Source organism: Burkholderia sp. AW49-1, assembly GCF_053427845.1.
This window is the reverse complement of record NZ_JBSAXF010000032.1, coordinates 22,984-39,997: the sequence shown is the minus strand read 5'-3', so window position 1 is coordinate 39,997 and position 17,014 is coordinate 22,984. Positions and strand designations below refer to the sequence as shown.

At 65.7% G+C, this 17,014-nt stretch carries 13 protein-coding genes; all 13 read left to right on the top strand.

The window, feature by feature from the left end; translation table 11 throughout:
• The first annotated feature begins 295 nt into the window (after window positions 1-295).
• The 13 genes from ACV22W_RS29150 (at window position 296) to ACV22W_RS29090 (ending at window position 16,904) form a co-directional block, all read left to right on the top strand.
• Window positions 296-1,312: a zinc-binding alcohol dehydrogenase family protein gene (locus tag ACV22W_RS29150; RefSeq protein WP_448022900.1), complete on the top strand. Its 1,017-nt coding sequence runs from the start codon at window positions 296-298 to the stop codon at window positions 1,310-1,312.
• A 17-nt stretch (window positions 1,313-1,329) separates the two neighbouring features.
• Entirely contained in the window at window positions 1,330-2,442 is a 1,113-nt protein-coding gene (locus tag ACV22W_RS29145; protein WP_448022922.1) for a mannitol dehydrogenase family protein, read from the top strand.
• A 257-nt stretch (window positions 2,443-2,699) separates the two neighbouring features.
• Window positions 2,700-4,037, top strand: a complete 1,338-nt coding sequence (locus tag ACV22W_RS29140; protein ID WP_448022899.1) for an MFS transporter — start codon at window positions 2,700-2,702, stop codon at window positions 4,035-4,037.
• Between the two features lie 71 nt (window positions 4,038-4,108).
• Window positions 4,109-5,650, top strand: coding sequence for a UxaA family hydrolase (locus ACV22W_RS29135; protein ID WP_448022898.1), 1,542 nt, complete (start codon window positions 4,109-4,111; stop codon window positions 5,648-5,650).
• Between the two features lie 322 nt (window positions 5,651-5,972).
• Entirely contained in the window at window positions 5,973-6,806 is an 834-nt protein-coding gene (locus tag ACV22W_RS29130; RefSeq protein WP_448022921.1) for a transporter substrate-binding domain-containing protein, read from the top strand.
• Window positions 6,807-6,898: 92 nt separating this feature from the next.
• Entirely contained in the window at window positions 6,899-7,621 is a 723-nt protein-coding gene (locus tag ACV22W_RS29125) for an ABC transporter permease (protein ID WP_448022897.1), read from the top strand.
• Between the two features lie 12 nt (window positions 7,622-7,633).
• Window positions 7,634-8,380, top strand: coding sequence for an ABC transporter permease (locus ACV22W_RS29120; protein WP_448022896.1), 747 nt, complete (start codon window positions 7,634-7,636; stop codon window positions 8,378-8,380).
• 28 nt (window positions 8,381-8,408) lie between these two features.
• Window positions 8,409-9,200, top strand: coding sequence for an ABC transporter ATP-binding protein (locus ACV22W_RS29115; protein ID WP_448022895.1), 792 nt, complete (start codon window positions 8,409-8,411; stop codon window positions 9,198-9,200).
• Between the two features lie 7 nt (window positions 9,201-9,207).
• Window positions 9,208-10,701 (top strand): HAL/PAL/TAL family ammonia-lyase, encoded by a 1,494-nt coding sequence (locus tag ACV22W_RS29110; protein WP_448022894.1) that lies wholly within the window; start codon window positions 9,208-9,210, stop codon window positions 10,699-10,701.
• A gap of 50 nt (window positions 10,702-10,751) precedes the next feature.
• Entirely contained in the window at window positions 10,752-11,507 is a 756-nt protein-coding gene (gene hutC / locus ACV22W_RS29105; protein ID WP_448022893.1) for a histidine utilization repressor, read from the top strand.
• Between the two features lie 118 nt (window positions 11,508-11,625).
• A complete protein-coding gene (locus ACV22W_RS29100; protein ID WP_448022892.1) occupies window positions 11,626-15,078 on the top strand; it encodes an adenylate/guanylate cyclase domain-containing protein in 3,453 nt (1,150 codons plus the stop codon).
• A 92-nt stretch (window positions 15,079-15,170) separates the two neighbouring features.
• A complete protein-coding gene (locus ACV22W_RS29095) occupies window positions 15,171-16,220 on the top strand; it encodes a patatin-like phospholipase family protein (RefSeq protein ID WP_448022891.1) in 1,050 nt (349 codons plus the stop codon).
• A gap of 63 nt (window positions 16,221-16,283) precedes the next feature.
• Window positions 16,284-16,904, top strand: a complete 621-nt coding sequence (locus tag ACV22W_RS29090; protein ID WP_448022890.1) for an HD domain-containing protein — start codon at window positions 16,284-16,286, stop codon at window positions 16,902-16,904.
• Window positions 16,905-17,014: the final 110 nt, after the last annotated feature.

The window sequence follows — 17,014 nt, the reverse complement described above, 5'->3', positions numbered from 1 at the left end:
GGTCTCGAGGGCGTCGGCCTATGTCGCGGGAGTTGAGTGGGCAAATTGGCCTTACCAAATGTCCGAGCCGTCAGTGTGCCCGTCGGCTTCGCCTCATGCCCGATCGTGGTGGGAGAAGCGGAATATGTTCGACCAGTGCGGCACGTGCTCGCCGCCGTGCCTTCTAAAGAATTTCCTTAATATCCCGGCAATTGGCTTGACCAATTGTGGCTAGATCAATAGCCTGTGTCCGGTCAGGCCAATTTGGTGATGACACGGACCATACCGTCCTGTTTCATTTCTTACCGAGATATTGATGAGAACCGTCATTTGTGAAGAACCCGGCCGTCTGGTCGTTGCCGAGCGCCCGGTGCCGGCCGCAGGCCCCGACGATGTCCTGATTCGCGTGAAGCGGGTCGGCGTATGCGGTACCGACATGCACATCTTCACCGGCAACCAGCCGTACCTCGCCTATCCAAGGGTGATGGGGCACGAGCTGGCCGGCGTCGTCGAGACCGCCCCGGCGGGCGCGCGCGTCAAGGCCGGCGACCAGGTCTACGTGATGCCGTATCTGTCGTGCGGGACGTGCGTCGCGTGTCGTGCGGGCAAGACCAATTGCTGCACCCGGATCGAGGTGCTGGGCGTGCACGCCGACGGCGGCATGGTCGAATACCTCGCCGTGCCGCAGGCCTTCGTGTTCGCGGCCGACGGCGTCACGCTCGATCAGGCCGCGATGATCGAATTCCTCGCGATCGGCGCGCACGCGGTCGCGCGTGCCGAGGTCCGGTCCGGGCAACGCGTGCTGGTCGTCGGCGCGGGCCCGATCGGCATGGCCGCGCTGATCTTCGCCACGCTGCGCGGCGCGCGGGTCTGCGTGCTCGACGGCCGCGCGGACCGGCTGGCGGTCTGCGCGACGGCGCTGGGCGCGCACGCCACCGTGCCGCTCGACACGAGCGGAGCCGACGTCGAGCGCCTCGCGGCGCTGACCGACGGCGAATTCTTCGATGTCGTGTTCGACGCCACCGGCAATCTCGCGGCGATGGAGCGCGGCCTGGACTTCGTCGCGCACGGCGGCAAGTACGTGCTGATCTCGCTCGTGAAGGGCCGCATTTCGTTCTCCGATCCGGAATTCCACAAGCGCGAGACGACGCTGCTCGCGAGCCGCAACGCGACGCCGGCCGATTTCGAAACGGTGCTCGACGCAATGCGTGCGGGGCGGGTGCCGACCGATGCGCTGAAGACGCACGCGCTGACGCTCGCGGACCTGCCCGACCGGTTCGCGGAACTCCTCGAACCGGACGCCGGCGTGATCAAGGCGCTCGTCGAATGCTGAACGCGGAGCGCGAACCGATGGGCAATCCGATCCTGCAGTTCGGCACCAGCCGCTTTCTCCAGGCGCACGTCGACCTGTTCGTGTCGGAAGCGCTGGCCGCCGGCCGTGCGCTCGGCGCGATCACCGTGGTGCAGACGACGTCGAGCGCGGAAAGCCGCGCGCGCATCGATGCGTTGCGCGCGAGCGGCCGCTACCCGGTGAGGATTCGTGGTCGGCGGCACGGCGAGACGATCGATCGCGAGGTCGACTGCACGGCGATCACGGAAGCGTTGCATGCGGCAGACGACTGGGCACGGTTGCGCGAACGCGTCGCATGCGAGGTTCGGGCCATCGTGTCCAACACCGGCGACAGCGGCTATGCGCTGTTCGACGACGACGGGGCCGATCTTCTGGCCGGCCACCGGGCGCCGCGCGGTTTCGCGGCGAAGCTCGCGGTGCTGCTGCACGAGCGCTTCCGCGCGGGCGGGGCGCCCGTCACGCTGCTGCCGTGCGAACTCGTCGCGCGCAATGGCGACGCGCTGCGCGACCTGGTCGTCGCCGTCGCGCGGGGCTGGCGCGCGGACGCGGCGTTCGTCGATTACCTGATCGACGGCTGCGTGTGGGTCAACTCGCTCGTCGACCGGATCGTGTCGGAGCCGATTCAGCCAGTCGGCGCGATCGCCGAACCGTATGCGTTGTGGGCGGTGCGGCGCACGGCGGGGATGACGCTGCCGTGCGAGCACCCGGACATCGTCGTGACCGACGACCTCGAACGTTACGAGCGCCTGAAGCTGCTGCTGCTCAATCTCGGGCACACGGTGCTCGCGGAGCAATGGCGCACGCGCGGCGGCGCGCCCGACATGACGGTGGGCGCGGCGATGGACGATCCCGCGTACCGCGCGCCGCTCGAGACGGTATGGAACGACGAGGTGATGCCGGTGTTCGATGCGCTCGGCGAGCGCGACGCGGCGCTGGCCTACCTCGATGAGGTGCGCGACCGCTTCCTGAACCCGTTCCTCGCGCACCGGCTGGCCGATATCGCGGGCAATCACGACGTGAAGAAGGCACGGCGCCTGCGCCCGGTGGTCGACATGGCGCGCGCGCTGAAGCTGCCGGTCGCGCAGCCGTACCTGATCGCGGCGCTGGGGTGAGCGGGCGTGCGGCCCGGCCCACCCGCGAAGCGCAATCAAATGAAGTGGAATGGAGACACGCAACGATGACGACACGCATTATCGATGTGCAGGTACGTGACATTCGCTTTCCGACGTCCAGAAGATGCCACAGGAGGCGCCGGGTTACGGCGTCACGATGAAGCCGGCGTCGCTCGATGCATTCGCGTACCCGGACGGGCCCGAATGGCGAGCGTAATCGAACGGGCATCACGACAAGAACCAAACCGGAGACAACGATGAATCACGATCCGCAGCAATCGCAGCACCTTGCCAGGGCGGTCAGGAAGGCCGCCGTCCGGCTCCTGCCGTTCCTCACGCTGATGTACGCGCTGGCCTTCATCGATCGCGCGAACGTCGGCTTCGCGAAGCTCGCCTATCAGGCCGACACGGGCCTGAGCGATGCGGCATTCGCATTCGGCGCCGGCATTTTCTTCGTCGGTTATGCATTGTTCGAAGTGCCGAGCAACCTGATCATGAATCGCATCGGCGCGCGCGTATGGATGAGCCGGATCATGGTGACGTGGGGCTTCGTCTCGGCGGCGATGATGTTCGCGCATACGCCGACGCAGTTCTATACGATCCGCTTCCTGCTCGGCGCGGCGGAGGCCGGATTCTTTCCCGGCATCATCCTGTACCTGACCTACTGGTTTCCCGCGAAGGGGCGCGCCCGCGCGCTCGGATTGTTCTACTTCGGCGTGCCCATCGCGATGCTGATCGGCAATCCGCTGTCGGGCTTCCTGCTGCAGATGCATGACATGTTCGGCCTGCGGAACTGGCAATGGATGTATCTGGTCGAGGGGCTGATGGCGACCGTGGTCGGCGTGATCGCGTTCTTCTACCTGACGAGCCGGCCGAAAGACGCGCGCTGGCTGACCGACGACGAGAAGCGCGCATTGTGCGACACGCTCGACGCGGAAGAGCGCGCGAAATCGCGACACCTGTCCGCGACGGTGTTCGGCGTGCTGAAGGACCGTCGCGTGCTGACCTTCATTGCCGCGTACTTCTGCATCCAGATCGGCAATGCGCCGCTCGCGTTCTACCTGCCGTCGAAATTCGCCGCGACGATGGGCACCCAGATCGATGGAAAGATCGGAATGCTGCTGATGATTCCGTGGCTGTGCACGATTGCGGCGATGATCGTCGCGACGCGCTTCGCGGATCGTCACGACAACCATCTGCAGGTCGCGACCGGCATGCTGACGGTAGGGATTCTCGCGTTCGCATCGATATCCGTGATCAACACGCCGGTGCTGGCGCTGCTCGCCTTCTGCATCGCGATCCCGGGGCTGGTCGCGTGCCAGCCGGTGTTCTGGTGCCTGCCGACGCGTTATCTCGGCGGGACGGGCGCCGCGAGCGGCATTGCGTTCATCGTGTCGATCGGCAATCTCGGCGGCTTCGTGTCGCCGCAGATCAAGGCGTTCGCGGATGCGGCGTCGCACGATTCGCGCGCCGGCTTCGTGGTGGTGGCCGCGTTGTGTTTCGTCAGCGTGCTGCTGCTGCGCTCGCTGCGCGGCATGGGGCACGCGGGCGCGGAAAGCGCGCCGAGCGGCGCGCGGGCCGGCTCGCATCGCTGAAGCGTTCGCCGGCGCGCCGCAAGGCGGCTTGCCGGCGCTGAACCACCCATCCTCAATCCAGGATCACTGTCATGTCCTTTCCCGTCACCGGGCCGGTCGCGATCCGGCTGCATCCGAACGACGACGTCGTGATCGCGACGCGCCAGCTCGTGTCCGGCGACCTGATCGCGTCCGAGGCGCTCGTCGTGTCCGGGCTGATTCCGCCGGGTCACAAGGTCGCCGTGCGCGACATCGCGAAGGGCGAGCCGGTCAGGCGCTACAACCAGATCATCGGCGTCGCGCGCGAGACGATCGCGCGCGGTCAGCATGTGCACGTGCACAACCTCGGCATGGCCGAGTACGCGCGCGAGCACGCGTTCGGTGCCGCCGCGAGTCCGACGCGTCTCGACGACACGCCGGCGACCTTCATGGGCATTCGCCGAGACGACGGGCGGATCGCGACGCGCAATTACATCGGGATACTGACGAGCGTCAATTGCTCCGCCACGGTGGCGCGTGCGATCGCCGATCATTTCCGGAGAGAGGTGAACCCGCAGGCGCTGGCCGACTATCCGGACATCGACGGCGTGATCGCGCTCACGCACGGCCTCGGCTGCGGGATCGACTCGCGCGGAGACGGAATCGCGATCCTTCGGCGCACGCTGGCGGGTTATGCCGCGCATCCGAATTTCCACTCGGTGCTGTTCATCGGCCTGGGTTGCGAGACCAACCAGATCAGCGACGTGTTGCGCGAAGGCGGGCACACGGACGCCGCGCGCCTGCGCCACTTCACGATCCAGGAGAGTGGCGGCACGCGCAAGACGATCGAGCGTGGCATCGCGATGGTCACGGACATGCTCGCGGACGCCAACCGCGCGGTGCGGGTCGCGATGCCGGCGGCGCATCTCGTGGTGGGGCTGCAGTGCGGCGGCTCGGATGGCTACTCGGGTATCTCGGCGAATCCCGCGCTTGGGGCGGCCGTCGACCGGCTGGTACGGCAGGGCGGCACGGCGATCCTTTCCGAAACGCCCGAAATCTACGGCGCCGAGCATCTGCTCACCCGGCGTGCCGTCAGCCGCGACGTCGGCGAAAAGCTGCTCGCGCGGATCGCGTGGTGGGAGGCCTATTGCGCACGTCACGGCGCTGCGCTGGACAACAATCCGTCGGCCGGCAACAAGGCGGGCGGGCTCACGACGATCCTCGAGAAATCGCTCGGCGCGATCGCGAAAGCCGGGAACACGAATCTCGTCGACGTATACGAATACGCGCAGCGTATCGACGCACGCGGCCTCGTTTTCATGGATTCGCCCGGCTACGACCCGATGTCGGCGACGGGGCAGGTCGCGTCGGGCGCGAACCTGATCTGCTTCACGACGGGGCGGGGTTCGGCGTACGGCTGTGCGCCGGCGCCGTCGTTGAAACTTGCGACGAATACCGCGCTGTGGATGCGTCAGGAAGACGACATCGACATCAATTGCGGCGGCGTGATCGACGGCACGTCGAGTGTCGACCAGCTCGGCGCCACGATCTTCCAGCGCATGCTCGCCTGCGCGTCCGGCAATCGTTCGAAAAGCGAATTGCACGGCTACGGCCAGAACGAATTCGTGCCCTGGCAGGTCGGCGTGATCACCTAGCCGCGTTCTTGCCCGCTGCAGCCGGAGTTCCCTCTGCCTGTGCCGTGCGATCGAATTCAGGATTTGTCTAGTCATCCTAGTGATTCGATCGTCCGGCATGCACCAACTGCGTGCCTGAATTCCCCGCAGCGAGGCACGTCAGAGCCCCTAAATTAGGGGATTTCCCGCGTTTTCACGGTTTTTTTTGATCGCTGCTTGTCTCGCTGTTTTTCTTCTTGCATGCTTGTATAGACAAATTCCTGAGGCGGCTTGCTGCACCGAAGGGATGACGCACTTCAACGCAAGGAGAACTCTCGTGAACGGCAAGCGCATCAAGTGGGCAATGAGGACGATCGGCGTCATCGCGGCAGCAGCGGCAACGCTCGCCGCACCGGTGCAGGCAAAGGAATGGAAGACGGTGACGGTCGCGCTCGAAGGCGGCTACGCACCGTGGAACCTCACGCTGCCGGGCGGCAAGCTGGGCGGTTTCGAACCGGAACTGCTCGCCAACGTATGCGAGCGGATCAAGGTGCAGTGCAACATGGTCGCGCAGGACTGGGACGGGATGATTCCCGGCCTGCAGGCTGGCAAGTTCGATATCCTGATGGATGCGATCTCCATCACGCCGGAGCGCGAAAAGATCCTGCTGTTCTCGCGTCCGTATGCGGCGACGCCCGCGACGTTCGCCGTCACCGATACCAAGATCCTGCCGAAGGCCGCACCCGGCGCGCCGATGGTCAAGCTGACCGGTGACGCGAACGCCGACAAGCCCACCGTCGACGCGCTGCGCAAGCAGCTGAAGGGCAAGACGATCGGTATCCAGTCGGGCACCGTCTATACGAAGTTCATCAACGACAGCTTCAAGGACATCGCGTCGATTCGCGTGTACAAGACTTCGCCCGAGCGCGACCTCGATCTCGTCGCCGGGCGCATCGATGCGTCGTTCGACGATGTCACGTATTACGCGGCGAACAACACGAAGAAGGACAACGCGTCGATCGTGCTCGCGGGGCCGAAGCTCGGCGGCCCGATCTGGGGGCCGGGCGAAGGCCTCGCGTTCCGCAAGCAGGACGCTGACCTGAAGACGAAGTTCGACACGGCGATCGGCGCGGCGCTCGCGGACGGCACCGTGAAGAAGCTGGCCGACAAGTGGTTCAAGACCGACGTCACGCCCTAAGCGTGCATTCGGCGGCCGCCGCGTAAGCGGTTCGAACGACGCGCGGCGGCACGCATCCCGCAGATTCACTCAACGCTTGCCGGGAGGCACGCATGGCGATTCTTGAAATGCTCGGCTTCGGAACCGAAGGCTGGGGCGGTGTGCTGCTGCTCGCGGCGCTGATGACGGTCGCGCTGACGCTCGCCGCGCTCGCGGTGGGCGCCGTGATCGGCGCGGCGATCGCGGCGGCGAAGCTGTCTCGCCACCGCAGCGCCCGCCTGCTCGGCGACCTGTACACGACGGTGTTTCGCGGCGTGCCGGAACTGCTCGTCATCTATCTGTTCTACTTCGGCGGCTCGACGCTCGTCACGGCCGTCGGCCAGTGGTTCGGCGCGGAAGGCTTCATCGGCGTGCCGCCGTTCGTGATCGGCGCGCTCGCGGTCGGGATGATCTCCGGCGCTTACCAGGCCGAGGTGTATCGCGCGGCGGTGCTCGCGGTGTCGAAGGGCGAGCTCGAGGCGGCGCGCTCGATCGGCATGCCGGGCAGCATGGTGCTGCGCCGCATCCTGATTCCGCAGGTGCTGCGCTTCGCGCTGCCCGGCATCGGCAACGTGTGGCAACTGAGCCTCAAGGACTCGGCGCTGATCTCCGTCACCGGCCTCGCCGAGCTGCTGCGCACGAGCCAGATCGCCGCCAATTCGACTCACCAGTACTTCGTGTTCTTCGTTGCGGGCGGTGCGCTGTATCTGCTGATGACGGGCTTGTCGAACCGCGTGTTCAACCGGGCGGAAGCGATCGTCGGCCGGTCGTTCCGCCGCAATTTCGCGCGCAACTGACGGAGAACGTGCATGTCCATCGATTTCGACTTTCTCTTCGATACGCTGCGCCAGTTGCTCGCGGCCGTGCCGACCACGCTCGGCCTGTTCTTCGCGTCGCTCGTGCTCGGCGGCCTGCTGTCGCTCGTGATCGTCACGATGCGCGTGTCGCCGCACTGGCTGCCGAACCGCTTCGCGCGCGGCTACATCCTCGTGTTTCGCGGCTCGCCGCTGCTGATCCAGATGTTCCTCGTGTATTACGGGCTCGGCCAGTTCGGCGTGATCCGCGAAAGCTTCATGTGGCCGTTGCTGCGCGAGCCGTACGTGTGCGCGGTGCTCTCGCTCGCGCTGTGTACGGCAGGCTACACGGCCGAAATCCTGCGCGGCGGTTTGATGGCCGTGCCGGTCGGGCAGATCGAGGCCGGTTATTCGATCGGGCTGTCGGGCTTCGCGCTGCTGCGGCGCGTGATCGGCCCGATCGCGCTGCGCCAGTGCCTGCCCGCGTACTCGACCGAGGCCGTGCTGCTCGTCAAGTCGACCGCACTGGCCAGCCTCGTCACGGTATGGGAAGTGACGGGTGTCGCGCAGCAGATCATTCAGCAAACCTATCGGACGACCGAGGTCTTCGCCTGCGCTGCCGTCATCTATCTGGCCCTGAACTTCATCGTCGTACGCCTGCTCGGCGCGCTCGAATGGCGACTCTCCGGGCACCTGCGTGCGCCCAAGCAGTCCGGTGCGTCCGTCGCGGCGACGCGCAATCCACGGCGCGTCGCATCCTGAGCGTCCCCATCCTTTCCAGGAGAATCCGATGAACACCGCTGCTCCCGTCGCGCTGTCGGTCAAGAACATCCACAAGTCGTTCGGCGATCATCATGTGCTGAAAGGCATTTCGCTCGACGCGCACGAGGGTGACGTCATCTCGATCCTCGGCGCGAGCGGCTCGGGCAAGAGCACGTTCCTGCGCTGCCTGAACCTGCTCGAGACACCTGACGACGGCTCCGTCGCGCTCGCCGGGGAAACGCTCGCGATGAAGCGCGCGCGCGACGGCAAGCTGCATCCGAGCGACCGGCGCCAGGTCGACCGGATCCGCTCCCAGCTCGGCATGGTCTTTCAGAACTTCAACCTGTGGTCGCACATGACGGTGCTCGACAACCTCGTCGAGGGGCCGCTGCGCGTGCAAAAGCGCAGCCGCGCAGAAGCGGTCGAGGAGGCAGAGGCGCTGCTGGCGCGCGTCGGTCTCGCCGACAAGCGCGGCTACTATCCGGCGCATCTGTCGGGCGGCCAGCAGCAGCGCGTCGCGATCGCCCGCGCGCTCGCGATGCATCCGAAGGTGATGCTGTTCGACGAACCGACGTCCGCGCTCGACCCGGAGCTGGTCGGCGAAGTGCTGCGCGTGATGCGTTCGCTCGCGGAGGAGGGGCGCACCATGCTGGTCGTCACCCACGAAATGGGCTTCGCGCGGCACGTATCGAATCGCGTGATGTTCCTGCATCAGGGCGAAGTCGACTCGGACGGCACGCCCGACGACCTGTTCGGCGGACAGTGCTCCGAACGTTTCCGGCAGTTCGTGTCGAGCCACCACGACCGCACATCGAACTGAGGCAGTCATGACCGTATTCCGTGCGGCACGGCCGCTCGATTGGCGACAGGTTGCGGCAGTGGCGGCAGGCGAGCCGCTTGCGCTGAGCGACGACGCACGCGCGCGTGTCGTCGCCGCACGCGAACTCGTCGACGAGATCGTCGCGCGCGGGATTCGCGCATACGGCGTCAACACCGGCGTGGGCGCGCTGTGCGACGTGATCGTGTCGCCGGCGCAGCAGAGCACGCTGTCGCGCAACATCCTGATGAGCCACGCGGTCGGCGTCGGCATGCCGCTCGGCGCGGCCGAAACGCGCGCGATCATCGCGGCCGCGATCAACAACTTCGCGCACGGGCATTCGGGCGTGCATGCCGATGTTGTCGAACAGCTCGTCGCGCTGCTCGAGCACGATTGCCTGCCGGAGGTGCCGGCGCACGGCTCGGTCGGCTATCTGACCCATATGGCGCACGTCGCGCTCGTCTGCATCGGGCACGGTCATGCGCGCCATCGCGGCGAGCGCATTCGCGGCGACGAGGCGCTGCGGCGCGTCGGCCGCAAGCCGCTCGTGCTCGGCGCGAAGGAGGGGCTGAGCCTGGTCAACGGCACGCCGTGCGTGACGGGGCTCGCCGCGCTCGCGCTCGCCCGCGCGGAGCGGCTGCTCGACTGGGCCGACTGGATCGCGGCGACGAGCTTCGAGAATCTCGGCGGACAGCTCGCGGCGTTCGATCCGGCCTCGCTCGCGCTGCGGATCTCGCCCGGTATCGGGCACGTCGGCTCGCGCTTGCGGACGATGCTTGCCGACAGCCCGATGCTTGCGGCGGCGAGCGGCCGGCATACGCAGGATCCGCTCAGCCTGCGCACGATTCCGCACGTGCATGGCGCGGCCCGCGACGTGTTCGCGGTGACAGCGGAAGTCGTCGATCGCGAGCTTGCGTCCGTCACCGACAATCCGATCGTTGCCGGTACGCGCGACGCGCCGGCCGTTCATTCGCAGGCGCATGCCGTCGGCGCGGGCATCGCGCTGGCGATGGACAGCCTCGCGGCCGCGATGGCGCAAGTGGCGGCAATCGCCGAGCGGCGGCTGGACCGTCTCGTCAATCCGCTCGTGAGCGGGCTGCCGGCTTTTCTCGCGGCGCCGGGCGGCACGTGTTCGGGGTTCATGATCGCGCAGTACACGGCGGTCGCGCTGGTCGCGCAGAACCAGCGACTCGCGGCGCCGGCGAGCCTCGACGGCGGCATTACGTCCGGCCTGCAGGAAGACCACCTGTGCCATGCGACGCCGGCCGCGCTGAAGGCGCTCGACATCATCGAGAATGCGACGCGCGTGCTCGCGATCGAGTTGCTTGCCGCCGCGCAGGCATACGATCTGCAGGCGAACGGAGCGGCGCCGGCCCCGTCGACCGATGCGTTGTGGCGATATGTGCGCCAGCGCGTGCCGGCCTACCACGACGACCGGCCGCTGGCGGACGACATCGCGATCGCGGCCGGCATCGTCGCGGGCGAACCGCCGTCACTGCGGTAGCGTCGGGCGGCGACTGGCGGATCATCCATCATTCATTCGGTCGAGGGCGCATGAACGAAACGGAAAGACACCCTTCCGCACGACCGGCAAGGGCATTGGGCGATGCCGTGCCGGCGCGCGCACTGCCGGCCTATCAACAGATCAAGCGCTACGTCGTCGAGCGAATCGCGAAGGGCGACTGGAAGCCCGGCGGCGCGATCCCGACCGAGGCCGAACTGGTCAAGGAATTCGGCGTGGCCCGGATGACCGTGTCGCGCGCGCTGCGAGAACTGACGGCCGAACGCGTGCTGACCCGAATCCAGGGTGCCGGCACCTTCGTCGAGCGCCGGCATTACGAATCGACGGTGCTGGAAATCCGCAACATCGCGGACGAGATTGCCGAACGCGGTCATCGGCACAGCGCGCGCGTGCTGCTGATCGAGCGCAGCGTCGACCCGGATGCGATCGAGGCGCTCGGGCTGCGTTCCGGGCCCGTGTTTCATTCACGCATCGTGCATTTCGAGGAAGACGAGCCGATCCAGTTCGAGGATCGCTACGTCAATCCGGCCTTGTTTCCCGCCTATCTGGAACAGGATTTCACGCTCGAGACGCCGAACCACTACATGGTGCGACTGGCGCCGATCCAGCGCGCGGAGTTCCGGATCTATGCGGAGAAACCCAACGCGCAGGTGCGTCGACATCTCGTGATGGAGATCGGCGAGCCGTGTCTGGTGTTGAGGCGCCGCACGTGGGTCGGCGAGCACGTCGCCACGTCGGTCAGGCTCTGGCATCCGGCGTCGCGGTTTCATCTGGCGGGGAAAATGTAGGGCTGTCGAGCCATTCGTTTTTCCCTGCCGGCACGCACGATCACGCTCGCGGCCCTCGTTCCCCGCAGAGAGTGGCGCATAATGTTTCGAGGTCGACCCTTGGCTGGAAGAGGGTTTTATGCGCTGCACAATTTGCGGGTCCGAGAATCCTCCCGGTGCGAGGTTCTGCCAGGAATGTCAGGCCGTGCTGTCCCGCACGTGTCCGCAATGCGGGCATGAGGCAGCGCCGGCGGCCCGCTTCTGCAGCAATTGCGGAACGTCGCTGGCGCCAGCCGCCGCGCCGTCGTTTGCCCGACCGTCGGTCCGGGAACCGCCGGCCACTCCGATTCATTACACGCCCGATCATCTCGCCGAGCGGATCCGTGCCGAACACGCGGCCATGGAAGCGCGCGGCGAGCCCGCCGGCGAGCGCAAGACCGTTACCGCGCTGTTCGCCGACATGGCCGGGTCGACCGCGCTGATCCACGATCTCGATCCCGAAGTGGCGCATCGCCTGATCGTGCCCGTGGTCGAGCTGATGATGGAAGCGGTCCACTACTACGAGGGGTACGTCGCGAAATCGCTCGGCGACGGCATCCTCGCGCTGTTCGGCGCACCGATCGCCCACGAAGACCATGCGCAGCGCGCGCTGTTCGCCGCATTGCGCATGCAGCAGGCGATGCGGCAGCATGGCGACCGCATTCGTCTGCAGGAAGGCATTCCGCTGCAGATTCGCGTCGGCGTTCATACGGGCGAGGTCGTCGTCCGTTCCATCCGAACCGTCGACTTGCACACCGAATACGATCCGCTCGGGCATACGATCCACATCGCGTCGCGGATCGAGGGCATCGCCACGCCGACGTCGATTCTCGTCAGCGAGTCCACCCACAAGCTCGCCGAAGGCTATTTCGAGTTCAAGGCGCTGGGTGCGACACAACTCAAGGGAATTCCCGCGCCGCTTTGCGTCTATGAGGTGCTTGGCCTGGGTGCGCTGCGCACGCGCCTGCAGCTGGCGGCACATCGCGGTCTCGCGCGGTTCGTCGGTCGCGAGACGGAAATGGAGCATCTGAGCCGCGCGCTGGAGGCAATGAGGAGCGGGCACGGGCGCGTCGTCGGCGTCGTGGGGGAGGCGGGCGTGGGGAAGTCTCGTCTTTTCCACGAGTTCAAGGAGCGCTCGCGACGTGGCGCGCTGGTGCTGGAGACATTCTCGGTCTCGCACGGCAAGGCGTTTCCCAATCTGCCGCTCATCGAACTCCTGAAGAACTATTTCCAGATCACGACGCAGGACGACGAGCGGCGCTGCCGGGAGAAGGTCATCGGCAAGGCGCTCGCGCTCGAGCGAAGTTTCGAGGATCTCGTGCCCTACGTGCTCTATCTGCTGGGAATCGGCGAGGGCGGATCGGTACTCGTCGACATGGATCCGCAGATCCGGCGCGACCGCACCTTCGACGCGATCAGGCAGCTTCTCGTGCGAGAGAGCCAGAATCAGCCGGTCCATTTGCTGTTCGAGGATCTGCAGTGGCTGGACCGCGAAACGGAAGCGTTCCTCACCTACCTGATCGACCACGTGCCGGACGCACGCATCCTGCTTCTCGTGAACTACCGGCCCGAGTATCAGCCCGCATGGGCCGACGCGGAGCATTGCAGCAGGATCCGGCTCGAACCGCTTGGCCCGTCCGATGCTCAAGGACTGCTCACGGTGCTGCTCGGCGAGGATCGCACGCTCGTGCCTCTCAAGCAGCTCATTCTGGAGAAGACGGAGGGCAACCCGTTCTTCATGGAGGAAGTGGTCCAGACGCTTGTGGAAGAGAAATCGCTGCTCGGCGATGCCGGGCGTTATCACATCGTCGAGACCCCGGCGACGTTGCACATTCCTACCACCGTGCAGGGCGTGCTGGCTGCGCGTATCGATCGCCTTCCCATCGAAGAAAAGGAGCTGCTGCAGGCGCTCGCGGTGATTGGCCACGAGTTCCCGTTCAGTCTGATCCGGCGAATCTGCGGTGAGGAACCGGCGCGCGACGATGAACTGCGTCGTCAGCTCGCCCACCTGGAGGCAGCGGAGTTCATCTACGAGCGCCCCGCATTTCCGGAGGTTAACTACTCCTTCAAACACGCGCTGACCCAGGAAGTGGCCGGGCGCTCGTTGCTGACAGAGCGGCGCACCACGCTGCACGAGCGCACCGCGCAGGCGATCGAAACGCTGTTCCCGACACGCATCGCCGATTACTGCAGCGAGCTTGCGCACCACTACGGTCAAAGCGGGAACATTCCCAAGTCTGTCGAATACCTGCATCGCGCGGCGCAGCAGGCGCTGCGCCATGCCGCCCATCACGATGCGATGAATCACCTTGGAGCGGCGCTTGCGTTGCTGAAGGGCCTGCCGGACACGCCCATGCGTGCGCATTGGGAACTGACTTTGCTGCTTTCCCTTGGACCGGTCCTGATGGACGTGCGCGGGTATGGCGCGACGGAGGTGGGCACGACCTATACGCGTGCGCTCGAGTTGTGCGATCGCACGGGCGAGGCATCGCAGCGCTTTGCGACGCAGCTGGGATTGAGGATGTACCACGTGGTGCGCGGAGAGTACGCACTCGCGACCGATCTCGGCAAGAGGATGCTCGAAACCGCAAGGCATGCGAACGATCCCGGTTTCCTCATCGAGGCGCACAGCGCGCTGGGCTCGTGCTTTTTTCTTCAGGGTGATTTCGGCACGGCTCGCGCGCATCTGGAACAGGCTCTTGCGATCTACGATCCGGAGCAGCACCAGGCACACGTCTTCGCACACGGCGTGGATCCCGGTATCCGGGCGCTCAGCTTTCTTGTGCTGACCTTGTGGATTCAGGGGTATCCCGACCAGGCGCTCAAACGCAGCGTCGAGGCACTTGCGCTTGCACGGAACCTTTCTTACGGGCCGTCCCTGGCGTTCAGTCTGACCTACACGGCGCACTTGCATCAACTGAGGCGGGAACCGATGCTTGTCGCCGAGCGCGCGGAAGCGGTCATTGCCGTATCGACCGAGCACGGATTGCCTTACTGGCTCGCGTGGGGGACGCTTTTGCGAGGCTGGGCGATGAGCGCGCATGGAGACATCCAGGACGGCATCGAGCAGATGCGGCTGGGCCTCGACGCGCAGCGGGCAGCGGGGGGCGAAGATCAGCGACCTTATTGTCTCGCGTTGCTCGCCGACAGTTACCGGCGCGCGGGTGCGGAGCGGGCCGCCCTGGACCTGCTGGAAGAGGCGACGACGATCGTCGAGCACTCCGGCGAGCATTGCTACGAGGCCGAGCTGTATCGGCTCACGGGAATCTGTCTGGTCGGCGCGGCGAGCAAGGAGGGTGCTGCCGCCGCACGTGATGACGAAGCGTTTGACTGTTTCCATCGGGCGATCGCGCGAGCGCGCCGGCAGGGCGCCAAAGCGCTTGAATTGCGAGCAGCGTCGGACCTGGCGCGGCTGTTGAAACGGCAGGGGAAGACCGTGGAGGCGAGGCAGGCGCTGTCCGAGGTATACGCCAGCTTCACGGAAGGATTCGACACGCGCGACCTGCGAGAGGCGAAAGCGCTGCTCGATGCACTCGACGCGCGCGCAGGATGAGTAAACCTGCGTCGAACGATGACGTATCGCGTGACGACGCGTCGTTCGTGACCTGCAATTGTTCCGTATAACGAATAGTTTGGGAGGTCGGCATGACGATCACGCACACACGACGCCGCAACGATCTGCCTCGCAAACAGATCGCGCTGGCCTTGCAGGGAGGCGGGATGCACGGCGCCTTCACCTGGGGCGTGCTTGACCGGCTGCTCGAAGACGGCAGGCTCGAAATCGAGGGTGTCAGTGCAACCAGTGCCGGCGCGATGAACGCCGCCGTGCTCGCGTACGGGCTGCAACAAGGCGGCGAAGACGGCGCACGTCAGGCACTGCACGACTTCTGGCAGGCGGTCGCGCGATCGGCGGAGCACTACAACCCGCTGCGCTGGGTGCCGTGGCTGAAGGGCACGCACAGCTTCGGGCTCGACCATTCGCCGCTTTATGCGTTCGCCGACATGATGCTGCGCGTCTTTTCGCCCTATCAGTTCAATCCGAACAACCTGAATCCGCTGCGCGAAGTGCTCGAAAGCCACGTCGATTTCGGCGCGCTGCGCAAGCACTGTCCGATCCGGTTGTTCCTGTGTGCGACCAACGTCGAGACGGGGAAGATACGCCTCTTCACGGGCGAGGATGTCAGTGCCGACGCGGTACTGGCATCGGCATGCGTGCCGACACTGTTCCAGGCGGTCTCGATCGATGGCGAATATTACTGGGACGGCGGCTACATGGGCAATCCGGCCATCTATCCGCTCATCTACAATTGCGCGACGCGCGACGTCGTGATCGTGCATATCAATCCGCTCGTGCGACGGGGCGTGCCGATCACGGCCGCGGAAATCCTCAACCGCATCAGCGAGATCAGTTTCAATTCGTCGCTGATGCGCGAGATGCGAGCGATCGCGTTCGTCACCGACCTGATCCAGCAGGGCACGATCGATCGCGGCGAGATGAAGGAAATGCTGATCCATTCGATTCGCGCCGACGACGCCATGTGCGCGTTGAGCGTATCGAGCAAGTACAACGCGGATTGGGTGTTTCTCAGCGAGCTGCACGATCACGGGCGCCGCGAAGCCGACGCATGGCTCGCGCATCACTACGGAAACATCGGGCAGCGGTCGAGCATCGACATCCGCCGGGAATTTCTCTGAACGCATCGCGGTAATGTCGGCATGGGGCGGTCATGTGCAGATGCCCCGGGCCAAGGAGCGAACGTGAGCCGGATGCAGGAGCGGTTCGTCGCGTTGTGGTCGTGCAGCGGCGGAACAGATGCCGAAGATGTCTATCGCATGCTGGCGCGATGCTATACGGAGCCGGCGCGCCGTTACCATACGCTCGTGCATGTGAGGCGATGCTTGCGCCAGTTCGACCTGGCACGCGCGTCGATCCCCGAACCGGACGCCGTCGAACTCGCGCTGTGGTTCCATGACGTGATTTTCGTGCCCGGTGCGAAGGACAACGAGCAGAACAGCGCTGACTGGTTCCGACATCGGGCGGACGAGCGAATCCGCGCATGCGACCACATCTGCGCGATGATTCTCGCGACGACCCACCTGGGTATTGCCGCAGGACTGGATGCCCGTTTCGTCTGCGACATCGATCTGGCAGCGCTCGGCGCTTCCCGCAGCCGGTTTCGCGAAGACGGCCGGCGTCTGCGGGCAGAGCGTCCCGATCTTGACGACCGGGCCTACGACCTTCATGAGCGGACCATTCTGCGCGGGCTGCTCGTACGCCCGCGCATCTATCTGACGGACTTCTTCCACACGCGTTGCGAGATGCAGGCGCGCAGGAATCTGAGCTGGCGGCTGGGCTTGCCGGTTCCTGAATCGGAATGACGAACTGCTGCGCCGATGTGATGATCGATCGAAGCGGTACTCGAGCCCGGGCGATCGCCGTCTGAATTTTTCGGGGGCCGGAATGAAACGTCGTGCCGGTATTGCCCGTG